The organism is Paenibacillus pinistramenti (assembly GCF_005869875.1).
GTDB classification, from domain to species: Bacteria; Bacillota; Bacilli; order Paenibacillales; family Paenibacillaceae; genus Fontibacillus; species Fontibacillus pinistramenti.
Map to the genome: position 1 here is coordinate 1 of NZ_VAWG01000031.1, position 10936 is coordinate 10936.

The window sequence follows — 10936 nt, forward strand, 5'->3', positions numbered from 1 at the left end:
CCCCCTCAAGATGAGATTTCCCAATTAGTAAGACCCCTTGAAGACGACGAGGTAGATAGGCTGGAGGTGGAAGTGCAGCAATGCATGGAGCTGACCAGTACTAATCGGTCGAGGGCTTATCCAAAAAGTACCCACCAAAGTGAAGAAGAAGCTGACGAAGCGGATTCCGAGTACTTTGGCGGGGCCCAGAAAGATACCCCAAAAAGTGACGCGTGGCTTCGAAGGTAATTCCGATTACTTTTCAGGGCCCCCGGAACGGAGTAAGGGCTAATTCGCAGATGATTGTTTCGTATCCAGTTTTCAGGTGATCAAACATCTGAACGACTGTGGGTAGATATCAATGTTTGATATTTTCTCGCAGCGATTTCGAGGAGCGGAAGCTCCGAAAAATCATGTTTGGTGGCGATGGCGGAGGGGTTCCACACGTACCCATCCCGAACACGACCGTTAAGCCCTCCAGCGCCGATGGTACTTGGACCGCAGGGTCCTGGGAGAGTAGGACGCCGCCAAGCAATCATACATAGCAAAGAGGAACCTTGAAAAAGGGTTCTTTTTTTGTATTTAGGCAAGTTTTAGTCCATAGGTCTAATCAAATGACCGGCTTATCAAAGTCAGAAGGCCGATATTAGGTCACAGATGGCTGCCGGTTGCCGGCTCATTCTTGCACAAATCTTTTAATGGAAATAATTATCTGTATTATAAGAAAGCAGATTTTCCGATATAACTCTTAAACTACACGCTAAAGGTTGTTCGATATTAACATGACCCATTCTTTTACAGATAAACGCAAGGTAGGTCTGACAGGGCTTTTCTCCATCATTGTGGGATGTTCAATCTTGTTGACCCTGCTGATCTCCCTAGCAGCCTCTTATCACTCCCAGCGGCAGAATTTGGTGACCCGGACACTGGAGATGGATTATTCCTCTGCGCTGAAAATGAGCAATACCATTGATACTCTGTTTTTATCTATGAAATCCGGTCTTGCTGCAGTGGCGAAACAGGTGGAAAATGCCGACCCGAAGCATCCTTCTGCGGCTGTTCAGGAGCAGCTTAATTATTTTAAGAGCAGCAATAACTATTTTAACTCCGTGTTCTGGGCTAATGAGAACGGAAAAGTCGTCAAGGTAACGCCGCCAAATGTAAATATTGAGGGTGTCCAGCTTAAAACCGAGCCCGTAAAAGAAGCTTTGGAGCTTAAGAGACCAACACTTTCAGTCCCTTATGTAGGGACGACGGGGCGGCTGATTGTATTGATGACCCAGCCGGTTTTTGATGCACAGGGAATTTACAAGGGATTTATCGGCGGAACGATCTATCTGGAAGAGAGCAATGTACTAAACAGTATCTTCGGATTAAATACGATTGACGAAACGGGATCTTATTTCTATATCGTCGATTCAACCGGAAAGCTGCTGTTCCACCCGGATGGCAAGCTATTGGGGGAAGATGCTGGCAGCAACACAGTCGTCCAAAAGCTGAGCAGAGGGTTAAGCGGCAAAGAAGAAGAGGTAAGCAGTTTCGGCGTGCAATTTATGGCCGGATATGCCTATGTCGTGCAGAATGGCTGGGGAGTCGTGGTGCAAACCCCGCACAGCGTTGTAGCCCAGCAGCAGAAGGAACAGGCAGCACTAATGATCCTGATTATGATTTTGCCGTTTCTGGTCATTATGGCTTTGACGATTGTGATGGCTCGCCGGGCCGCCGCGCCGTTTGTGGCATTGTCCGATTTTGCTGCAAAAATGGCCTCTGACCCGGATAAACTGACTGCGCCGAAGATAAGGAATTACTGGATCAGGGAAGCTGAATTGCTGAGAAAGGCTGTAACAAGCTCGATTGGGACGATGCATGAGCGGAATGAACTGCTGAATGATTCAGCGAATAAGGACGCGCTTACCGGTTTGAGAAACCGGCGGTCTTTTGACGAGCTGGTGTCCAGTTATAGACGTACGGAGCAGCCATTTTCTTTATTAATACTAGATATTGACCGTTTTAAAAGTGTGAATGACACCTACGGGCATCAGGCAGGCGACGAAGTGCTCGTCTTCTTGGCTGAAGTGCTGGCGTCTTCGCTGCGGCCTGGTGATTATTGCTTCCGGTTTGGCGGAGAAGAGTTTGTCGTTGTTCTTCCCGGCACCGGTCTTGACAGCTCCTATGAAGCAGCAGAGCGGATCCGGCGGAATGTGGAGCACTCCAAATCACCGATTGGCAGACCGGTAACCGTATCAGCCGGTTGTGCGGCTTACCCGCAGCAGACGAGTGACTTCGAAATGCTGTTTCAATTGGCGGATAAAGCTTTATACCGGGCGAAAGAGAACGGCCGCAACCGGACGGAGAAAGCTGGAACAGAAACTTAATTTAGAGCGGTAATGGTCCGCGGAAGAATAAAAATCCTTTCCAGGCAAGCAGGGAGACCCTGCTCGGCTTGGAAGGGATTTTTTTCAATTAAAGGTTAACATTCGAGAGCGAAGCGGGTAAATAGGTTTAATGATCCCTCAAAAGGTCAATAAACAAAGAATAGATATGTGGGAAGCGGACATGTCTCAAATTATCAATCCGATCAAGAGGAGATGAATGGAGCAAATGAACTTCCATTACCGCAACATTGCCATCCAAGGCATCGGCACAGCAGTGCCGGAGCATAAATTGGACCAAGCCGATACGTCGCAAAGACTGGGGCAGGCATTGGCAGACCGGCCGGATTCCATGCGCTGGGCAAAAAGGATTTTCAAACAATGCGGTGTGGATACGCGCTACACGGTTGAGCCGGATTTGTTGAAGCCGACCGCAGACTGCCGCTATTTTCCGAACCATTCAGAGCTCGAGGTGCCAGGGACCGCTGACCGCATGAAGACGTATAAACGGGAATCTGTACCGCTTGCGCTTGAATCCGCACGTAAGGCGCTCCGCGACGCCAAAGTGGATGCCTCCGCCATTACCCATCTTATTACAGTCAGCTGTACGGGACAGTTTCTCCCGGGAATTGATACCCACTTAATTCAGGAGCTTGGCATGCTCCGCACAGTTACGCGGATTCCGTTAAACTTTCTTGGCTGTGCGGCAGGTTTGAAGGGAGTTTGCCTGGCCAATCAGATCGTCAGCAGTGAGCCGGGGGCGAAGGTTCTCATTGTGACCGTTGAATTATGCACGCTGCATATTCAGCCGTCCAGCGACCGGGAAGCGCTGTTTGGGGCGTCCTTTTTCGGTGACGGGTCCTCTGCTTGCGTAGTAGGAACTCCGGGAGAAGGGGAGAACCTCATTTTCCAGCTGGGACAAGATCATTCCGTTCTGCTGGCCGATTCTGCGGATGAAATGATATGGGAGGTCGGCGATCACGGCTTTGACCTTTACTTGTCCCCGAACATTCCCAAGCTGCTGACCCGGTTTGTGCCTAATGAAATTGAAGTGCTGCTAAACGGCAGCCGGGACGCCGAGCTTTGGGCCATTCACCCCGGAGGCAAAGGCATTATCGATGCCATGGAGACCTTATACAGCCTTTCTGAAGACCAGACAGCGCCCAGCCGGACGATCTTGAAAAATTACGGCAACATGTCCTCGGCGACCATTTTGTTTGTTCTGAATGAAATGCGGCATCAATATGAGGAAAAAGCTGTCTCCGGCCGCCCTGCAGGGCTTGCCATCGCATTTGGGCCGGGACTGACCTGTGAAATGATTCAGATCCAGTATGAACCAAAGAGAAACCCGCAGCATGAAAAAGAATTGTTTGCTGCAGGCACAGAAACGGCCCTGCCAGAAATCCTGAATACCGCAGCCGAGGTTGTGCGTATGGATGAGGCGCATGTTTAGAAGCTTTAAACAAAGGGCTCTGGAGCCGGAAGTGATGGACGATTTTACTGACGGCGGGCATGAGCTGCGGGAGGCCCTGGGGCAAATCCGGCGGTTGAACCGGATCTTTGCGGCTCCGGGCCCTGTTTTGTACGGCGTGCGGAAGCTTTGGAAGGATGCGGGCAAACCGCGCAGGTTTACGATTCTGGACATCGGGTCAGGCTCTGGGGATGTGAATAAGGCTCTGCTGCGGTGGGCGGAGGAGGAAGGCTTGGAGCTCTCCATCATCCTGTCGGATATTACGGAAGAGGCCTGCGAGGAAGCCCGGCTGCTGTATCGGGGAGAGCCGCGCATCCGGGTTCGCCGGAGCGACGTGTTTGATCTCCCCGAGGCTTCGGCAGACATCATCACAGCCAGCCAGTTTCTGCATCATTTCCCGGAAGAAGAGCTGCCGAAAGTCGTGGGGCATATGCTGGCGGCTTCCCGGCTCGGCGTCGTCATCAGCGATCTGCACCGGCACTGGATGCCCTGGCTGGCCGTTTCCGTGATGGTGCGGCTTATTTCGGCCAACCGCTTCGTGAAGACAGACGGGCCGCTGTCGGTGGCCAAAGGGTTTCGCGGACGTGACTGGCGCAAACTGCGTGCTGCGCTTGAAGCAGAGGCGGCGGCGGGCGCTGGGACGGGAACAGAGATAGATACGGGAACAAGCATGGGAGCAGAAACGAAGGATTTTGTTTACTCTTGGCGGCCTATGTTTCGTTATGCGGCGGTTATCCGGAGAAAGAATAGCCGGACAAATCCGGTTGAATAACTTAACAATGATGAAACCTTTTGGCAGTGAAAGGCGTCTAAGCAAGAGCTTTAACACCTGATTAACAGCTGGCAGTCAAATTGCTGTAAGAGCTGTAAAGAAAGGATGTCTCCTGTCATGAAGATTCAATTTAAACGGTCAAATCTTGTTCTAGCGGCTGTTATAGCAGCAGCTCTGATGGCTGGTCCGGCGGCCCAAATGCCGGAAGCTCACGCCTCTGCCGCAGCAGCGAAGTATAAGATTACGAATCAGGCTTTTCGGATTGAGGGAACAAGCAAAACGATCGGTACCCTTAACAGCAGCAGCACGACCTATATCGCCCTGCGCAGCCTCGGTACAAATTTGGGGCTGAACGTAAGCTATGATTCGGCGGCTAAGACCGTCAAAATCACCGGACGGGGCCGGGTATTGACGATGAATTTAAACAACGGTTCCACAACTTTAAACGGCCAGCTGATCTTTGGACCGGAGGCAATTGTTCAGGATAACGTAACCTATCTTCCTCTTCGTTTCCTGCTGGAACAGATGGGGTACGTGATCACTTATGACCAAACCTCCAAGCTGATCGGCATTCAAGCCATCCAGGAAAATGATCTACAGGTAGAGACCAAGCAGATCGGCGCTGACGGAGATGGCAAATCCTTATCGGTGTATTATCCTGTCATTAGCGGCTACAAAGATGCCGTTATTCAGCAGAAGATTAATAATTTTATTAAACAGGAAGTCGATAAGCAAATTGAGTCGGACACCCAGATCATGGATAATGTGATTGAGGAAAATAACGAATTAATAAAAAATGATCCGGATATAAGCGTGAATCCGCCAAGTCTGGATGCCGTATACAAGGTCAGCTATAATGAAAAAGGGCTGCTCAGCCTTTATCTGGACTACTATCTATATCTGGGAGGAGCCCACGGCGATACCATCCGCACCCCGTATACCTTTGATTTAACTACCGGCAATGTGCTTTCACTCAAAGAAGCAGCCGGGAATAAGGCGGAATATGTAACGATCATCAATAACGAAATTCAGAAGCAGATCAAGAGTCGGAATTTAAGCCTGCTGACACCGTTCAAGACCATTGAGTCGGATCGGGATTATTTTCTGAATCATAACGGTATTGTCATTTATTTTGATGAATATGAATACACACCGTTTGCCTTAGGACTGCCTGAGTTCACCATTCCTTATTCCAAATTTGAATAGAGGACTGTCCTTCAAACAGCAAGGCTTGCTTGACTCCGATGAGGGGGTTGGGCAAGTCTTTTTAAATTTGGAGAGCTTATTTGATGGAAATGACCAGCACTCCAGCACAGCCGGAGATTTGCCGGTAATCTGCCATAAATCCTGCATTAGCCAGTTAGTCAATCTGCCATAAACAAAAAAAAGGACAAAAACCCTCGCGAAAATCGCGGTGCAAGGGCTTTTGTCCGGGCATCCCTTTCAGGAGGCCCATCATGGGAGAGGAGAAACCGGATGAAGATCTTATGGGGAAACGTAAGTCTTCTCCGCGGTTGTCTACGACATTTGGTGATGTCGATATCTTCATTATGTCCGGAGAATGGCGGAATATACATGCGCGTCCAAAAAAAGGCTGGGAGCTGTGTGAAGCATTTTTCAAGTGGCTTTTGATATGGTACGATAACGACATAAATCGAGGATACGGCACAGCATGTGGCGACAGACAAGGGAGAGAAGGAAAGTGCGTGTAATTTCGGGAAGCGCCCGCGGCAGGGCGCTCAAAGCCGTTCCCGGCATGGGGACAAGGCCGACGACTGACAAGGTGAAGGAAGCGATCTTCAGCATGATCGGACCCTATTTCGAGGGAGGAAACGTGCTGGATTTGTTTGCCGGAACCGGCGGACTTGGCATTGAGGCGCTCAGCCGGGGAATGGATAAGGGCGTTTTTATTGATATGGATGTTAAGGCGGTTGAGACGGTCAAAGCCAATTTGAAGCAGACCGGTCTCAGCGGACAGGCCGAAGTGTATAAAAATGACGCGGAGCGGGCCCTGAAAGCGCTGGCCAAACGCGGCATACAGTTTGATCTTGTTTTTCTGGATCCGCCCTACAGGCTTAAACACGGAGACGAACTGATCGGCAGGATGGACGAGCTGGCGCTGCTTAGCGATGAGGCCGTCGTGGTGCTGGAGTATGAATCGTCTTATGAATATCCGGAGCGCATTCCTGGCTTTGTGTTCACCAAAAAAGCCGTGTACGGCGAGACAGCGGTTTCGATCTACCGGCGCGGAATAGATGCAGCCGAACCGGCGGAGCATGCAGACATACATACAGAGACAGCTTCCGATGATGATGAACCGATCCGTGGAGAGGAGACACTATGAACACCGAAGAGCTAAAATCAACCCAATCTGCAAGACCTTTAAAGGTAGCCGTTTACCCCGGCAGCTTTGACCCTGTGACGATGGGTCACATTGACATCATTCAGCGGGCGGCGCGCCAGTTTGATGTGCTCATCGTGGCTGTTCTGAACAACCTCAGCAAGAAACCGCTGTTCACGGTGGAGGAGCGCAAGGAGCTGCTTCGGCAATCCACCCGGCATCTGGATAACGTCGAGGTGGACAGCTTCCGCGACCTGCTGGTCAATTACATGCGAAACAAGAAGGCTGATGTGATCGTCAGGGGAATCCGTTCCGTGACGGATTTTGAGTACGAGCTGCAGATGGCCTCGACCAACCACAAGCTGGCGGACGAGGTCGAGACCATTTTTATGATGACAAATCCCAAATACTCCTATCTCAGTTCAAGCGTGGTTAAGGAGATTGCGATGTTCCATGGCGACGTATCCAGCCTGGTTCCGCAAGAGGTTGAAGCTGCGCTGAAGATCAAAATGGCGGAGCGCTCGCTCAGCTGATTAACAGGTTTAATTGCGGCGCAGGCGGCGTCTCCAAATGAAGCTGAACGCAGCAAGGCCGGATAGCAGCACTGCCAACGCGGCGGACTGCCAGCCCAGCATGCCCCAGGCCTGATCCCATCCCGGCAGCGTGAGGCCGGCGGGCAAGGCTCCGGATGTTTGAATTCCCCCGCCTGCATTCAGGTCCCGGTATGCCGGGAGTGTATTTGGAAATAAAGATGTGACGGGCTTCCAGAGCAGCAGTGTAAGTACGTAGGCGTACGCGGCATGCAGCAGTCTGGCGGTGAGAAAGCCTTTGCTGGTAATGCCGGACGGCTTGAGTACGGCTCTGACCTGAAAATAACTGCACAGCCCGCCCCAGCCAAGCGCTGCTCCAAGCAGGGCGGCCTGCACCGCGGGAGACAATACGTCCGGCTCAGCTAACCTGAAGCTGCCCAGATGGACCTCAAGCAGCGCAGGAAGGAGATAACCGGGGAATGGCCCGGGCAGAAAGCGGGAAACGACCTCGATGACCAGGGCAAAGATAAGCATATATCCGCCAACTGTAAACAGGGTTTGCACAGAAGCCGTTACGGTATCCCCGAGCAGTCTGCCAAAGCTCCGGCCGTCGAGGCGGCGGGCGTTCTCAATGCTTCTGACGGTTTGTTGGAAGAGGGATCCAGGCTTTCGGCTGCCCTGCTGCAGCGAATTCGGGGTGGATCTGCGACTGCCGTTATCCGGGTGGCTGCTGCGATCCTGGGCCAGGCCAGCTGCCCGGCTTGGTGCCGGACGGTTAAACCAGCCAAGCGTCGCACCTGCAGCCAGGCCGGCTGCGGCATGAACAGCGGCGAGCAGCACTCCGAGGGCGGGGGTATGCATAAAACCGGTCCCGATCACTACGATGAGCAGCATCGGGTTGCAGAAGTGCGAAACAGCCGCAATCCGGGACGCCTCGCTGCCGCTCAGCTTGCCCTGCGCATGGAGTTTGGCTGCGGCTTCAGCAGATACGGGAAAGCCGGCGATCAGCCCTAAGGGCAGGAGATAGCCGCTTTCCCCGGGAAAACGCAGCATACGTCTTGTTAAAGGCTCGAATAATGTGCCTAACCCGTGTACCAGGCCGTAGGCCATCATCATTTCCGACAGCATTAGAAAGGGCATCAGCGCCGGAAATACGATATGCCACCAGACAGATAGACCCTGCAGGGTGGCGTCGAATGCTTTTCCCGGATCATAGATGACACAGACAACGAGGGTAACGGCGCTTACCCCAAGCCCTGCGGTGGTCCATAATGAACGTTTGCTCTCTTTCGCTGTTTCGGGTGAGTTGTTCATGGGTTCAGCACCTCTTGAATACGAAATGATTATTGCGAATATACCGGTAAAGGGGATCAGCGGCCAGGCTGCCCGGTGCAGCCGGTCCTAATCATCATTTTTATGCGGTTTGTCCAGATAACAGACCAAGCCTTCAGACATGGGAGTGATCAAGGGAATGAGCAGGAAAGGTTGGAAAATTCTTCGTCCCGCCCTGGCGGGATTCGTCTTTATTCTTGTCTTGTACGTGCTTGTCTTCATGCAGCTGCCTTATATTATTTATCAGCCGGGGACGGCGGAAGAGGTAAAGCCTCTGGTTTCAGTAGCGGAAGGGGACAAGCAGGAGAATGGGGAATTTCTTCTTACAACTGTATCTTCAAGGTATGCCAACGTGGTTTATTACTTGGCTGCCAAATTCGACAAAAATGCCGAAATAGATCCAAAGCCCAAGCGGAATGAAGCCGAATACAGTGCTCAAATGGTCTCTTATTTGACGGGCTCCCAGTCCAGTGCGATAGAGGCTGCCTATAAAAAAGCCGGGGTCAAGTACAGCAATGTCCCGCAGTATATTACGGTAATCGGACATGTTGAAGGCGTGACCTCCAAAGGAGACTTTCAGGCCAATGACATCATCCGAAGCGTAGACGGGCAGAGCATCAAAACCTTTGATGAGCTTTCTTCCCTGCTTTCGTCAAAGAAGCCGGGCGATCATGTTCAAGTAAAGCTGACGAGAGCTGGCCAAGAGGTCGATCAGGACGTTGAACTGGTGGAGCTGAAGGATACCGAAACGGGGACGACCCGGGCCGGGTTTGGCGTTACCATCGGGCAGCGGGTGGATATTGTGAGTGAAGAAGCATCGAAGAAGGTGAACTTTGCCGAAGCTAATTTTGGCGGACCTTCTGCCGGGCTGATGTTTACCCTGGAAATTTATAACCAGCTCACCGAGGGTGATTTGAGCAAAGGGCACCGAATCGCCGGAACCGGTACGATCGCGGCTGACGGCAGCGTAGGTGAAATCGGGGGCGTTCAGTTCAAGATTGTAGCGGCCAACCGGGAGAAGGCGGAGGTGTTCTTCGTGCCGGAAGGCAACTATGCAGATGCGGTAAAGAAAGCGCAGAGCATCGGGACCTCGATGAAGATCGTATCCGTCAAAACGCTTGACGACGCGCTGGATTACCTCGATCAGATGAAGCCGGTGGCGTAAGAATTCATAAGTGAATGATTGGAAAAATAACCCGGTATTTACGGATGAACCGGTAAATACCGGAAGTTATTCAGCCGCCGCTCTGGATTGGAGCCTGATTGCCCTCAGATCCTGAGCGGCGGCTGTTTGTAATCCTTGAACCATTCGAACGCCGCGCCTCCCGGCAGAGCGCTGCTGTATAAGGCTGAAGCCTGGATATCCAGCTGCAAGCCCGGATAAGGCTGACCGGGTGTTCTAGTGATGACAGGCAGCCTGGCAGACTGCTTCATGAGGGACAGCAGCCTTTGCCCCTGACTGCTGAAGCCGAGCACCCGGATATATTCGGGCCCTCCAGCCAGAGCGGACGGGGAGAAGGCTTCCTTCTTATGGCCCAGCAGGATATGGGCCAGCATCCGCTGAAGCTTGGTCCTTGTGTAACGCTTTGTTTTGAGGGCTGCAAGCAGGGCTTCGACGGAAGGAGAGCTTAAGGACTGCAGCGCGCCCGACAGGCGGTGCTCCAGCCCTTCCGTCACCTCATGCAGCCCGGCCAGCTCCTGCGGGCTCTGCAGCAAGAGCTGGTGAAACAGGGGAGCGCGGAACAGCTCCCAGGTGACCGGACCGCGTCCGGCCGCGAACTCGCGGGCGAGCAAGTCCGCGGTCCAGGCGGGGATGTAGGGCCGGGCGGCGTCCAGACCGCCCGGCCCGAGAAGCAGCCGGCGGACAGCGGTCGCACTGGCGATCGCGCCTTCGCCGGGCTGGTCGTCGTGATACCCGGCGCCCCTGCGCGGGATCGACGACGGCCTGATCGCGCTGCCGAGCCGGCGCAGCGCGATGAGGTAATGCAGCCCCAAGCTGTTGTTGGGCTGCATCAGGGTCTCGCGCGCCCCTGCGGGGGGCGCGCCATGCTGCGCCGCGGCAAGCCGTGCTGCCGCGGCCGCGTAGGCGGCGGGGTAGCTTGCCCCGCCGGCCAGCTCCTGGGCGAGAGCGGCTTTCAG

The 10936-nt window shown here is 53.0% G+C and carries 10 protein-coding genes and 2 rRNA genes; 10 read left to right on the plus strand and 2 right to left on the minus strand.

Annotation, left to right across the window (positions count from 1 at the left end; translation table 11 throughout):
* From FCN15_RS18870 to coaD, 9 genes are all read left to right on the plus strand, one after another.
* Positions 1–124, plus strand: a 23S ribosomal RNA gene (locus tag FCN15_RS18870); the annotation flags it as partial.
* A 271-nt stretch (positions 125–395) separates the two neighbouring features.
* Positions 396–512: ribosomal RNA gene (rrf, locus tag FCN15_RS18875) — 5S ribosomal RNA — on the plus strand.
* 324 nt (positions 513–836) lie between these two features.
* Positions 837–2354 carry a sensor domain-containing diguanylate cyclase gene (locus FCN15_RS18880; RefSeq protein ID WP_162515411.1) on the plus strand — a complete coding sequence of 506 codons (1518 nt, stop codon included), beginning with the start codon at positions 837–839 and terminating at the stop codon, positions 2352–2354.
* 217 nt (positions 2355–2571) lie between these two features.
* Positions 2572–3804, plus strand: coding sequence for a type III polyketide synthase (locus tag FCN15_RS18885; RefSeq protein ID WP_238996759.1), 1233 nt, complete (start codon positions 2572–2574; stop codon positions 3802–3804).
* Positions 3797–4594, plus strand: a complete 798-nt coding sequence (locus FCN15_RS18890) for a methyltransferase domain-containing protein (RefSeq protein ID WP_138496645.1) — start codon at positions 3797–3799, stop codon at positions 4592–4594. The genes FCN15_RS18885 and FCN15_RS18890 overlap by 8 nt, the downstream gene beginning before the upstream one ends.
* A gap of 117 nt (positions 4595–4711) precedes the next feature.
* Complete coding sequence (locus FCN15_RS18895; protein WP_162515412.1) at positions 4712–5800, plus strand: PdaC/SigV domain-containing protein; 1089 nt, start codon at positions 4712–4714, stop codon at positions 5798–5800.
* A 251-nt stretch (positions 5801–6051) separates the two neighbouring features.
* Positions 6052–6306 (plus strand): hypothetical protein, encoded by a 255-nt coding sequence (locus tag FCN15_RS19580; protein ID WP_238996760.1) that lies wholly within the window; start codon positions 6052–6054, stop codon positions 6304–6306.
* Positions 6297–6938, plus strand: coding sequence for a 16S rRNA (guanine(966)-N(2))-methyltransferase RsmD (gene rsmD / locus FCN15_RS18905; protein WP_238996761.1), 642 nt, complete (start codon positions 6297–6299; stop codon positions 6936–6938). The genes FCN15_RS19580 and rsmD overlap by 10 nt, the downstream gene beginning before the upstream one ends.
* Positions 6935–7468 (plus strand): pantetheine-phosphate adenylyltransferase, encoded by a 534-nt coding sequence (gene coaD, locus FCN15_RS18910; protein WP_138496651.1) that lies wholly within the window; start codon positions 6935–6937, stop codon positions 7466–7468. The genes rsmD and coaD overlap by 4 nt, the downstream gene beginning before the upstream one ends.
* Before the next feature lie 9 nt (positions 7469–7477).
* Here the strand turns inward: coaD and FCN15_RS18915 are convergent, their stop codons facing one another.
* Positions 7478–8779 carry a nucleoside recognition domain-containing protein gene (locus FCN15_RS18915; RefSeq protein WP_203232183.1) on the minus strand — a complete coding sequence of 434 codons (1302 nt, stop codon included), beginning with the start codon at positions 8777–8779 and terminating at the stop codon, positions 7478–7480.
* A 157-nt stretch (positions 8780–8936) separates the two neighbouring features.
* Here FCN15_RS18915 and FCN15_RS18920 point away from each other — a divergent pair, with 157 nt between their 5' ends.
* Positions 8937–9962, plus strand: coding sequence for a YlbL family protein (locus FCN15_RS18920; protein ID WP_138496653.1), 1026 nt, complete (start codon positions 8937–8939; stop codon positions 9960–9962).
* A gap of 104 nt (positions 9963–10066) precedes the next feature.
* Here FCN15_RS18920 and FCN15_RS18925 read toward each other — a convergent pair whose 3' ends face one another.
* Complete coding sequence (locus FCN15_RS18925) at positions 10067–10936, minus strand: nucleotidyltransferase family protein (RefSeq protein ID WP_275259498.1); 870 nt, start codon at positions 10934–10936, stop codon at positions 10067–10069.

Coding starts and splice junctions, on each gene's coding strand:
- FCN15_RS19580 (WP_238996760.1), top strand. CDS start 6,052: ATGGGAGAGGAGAAACCGGATGAAGATCTTATGGGGAAACGTAAGTCT.
- FCN15_RS18885 (WP_238996759.1), top strand. CDS start 2,572: ATGGAGCAAATGAACTTCCATTACCGCAACATTGCCATCCAAGGCATC.
- coaD (WP_138496651.1), top strand. CDS start 6,935: ATGAACACCGAAGAGCTAAAATCAACCCAATCTGCAAGACCTTTAAAG.
- FCN15_RS18890 (WP_138496645.1), top strand. CDS start 3,797: ATGTTTAGAAGCTTTAAACAAAGGGCTCTGGAGCCGGAAGTGATGGAC.
- FCN15_RS18895 (WP_162515412.1), top strand. CDS start 4,712: ATGAAGATTCAATTTAAACGGTCAAATCTTGTTCTAGCGGCTGTTATA.
- FCN15_RS18915 (WP_203232183.1), bottom strand. CDS start 8,779: ATGAACAACTCACCCGAAACAGCGAAAGAGAGCAAACGTTCATTATGG.
- FCN15_RS18920 (WP_138496653.1), top strand. CDS start 8,937: ATGAGCAGGAAAGGTTGGAAAATTCTTCGTCCCGCCCTGGCGGGATTC.